At 49.2% G+C, this 594-nt stretch carries 1 protein-coding gene; it reads left to right on the top strand.

Features of this window, described 5'->3' with window-relative positions:
- Window positions 1–2 precede the first annotated feature (2 nt).
- A partial coding sequence (locus FDX14_RS04255; RefSeq protein ID WP_286364576.1) for an aromatic amino acid transport family protein occupies window positions 3–594 on the top strand: 592 nt, incomplete at its 3' end.

Raw genomic sequence — 594 nt, forward strand, 5'->3', positions numbered from 1 at the left:
CCATGTTGGTTATCGCGACCGTAGTGGGTGGCGGAATGTTTTCCCTGCCGATTGCGATGGCTGGCGTATGGTTCCCCGGTGCGTCGGTTATTCTTCTGTTTATTGCCATCATGATGTTATTAACCGGCCTGATGCTGGTTGAAGTTAACCTGCATTATGGCGCTGGTGCCAGTTTTAATACCTTTACCCAGGATTTATTAGGCCGTAAGTGGAATATCGTGGTCGGCATCGCTTTCGGTTTTGTGCTATATATTCTGACCTATGCCTATATCTCCGGTTCATCGGCAGTGATGGCGCAAACCGTATTCAAATACAGTGGTGTACGTTTTCCGGCAAATATCTCGGTGATTATCGTCAGTATGCTGGTTGGGGCAATTGCCTGGTACAGCTCGTTGCTGGTTGGACGCATCACTACCGTGCTGATTATCGGTAAGTTTGTAGCGTTCTTTGCCACCTTCTCCGGACTGGTAGGCCATATCGAAGTGGCAAAACTTGTCGACAGCGTAGCGGTGGCGCTGCCTAATTCGCAGTATCTGCCGTATATCCTGATGACGCTGCCGTTTTGCATTATCTCGTTTGGTTTTCACGGTAACG

This window comes from Citrobacter sp. wls710 (assembly GCF_005281115.1).
Classification (GTDB): domain Bacteria; phylum Pseudomonadota; class Gammaproteobacteria; order Enterobacterales; family Enterobacteriaceae; genus Citrobacter; species Citrobacter werkmanii.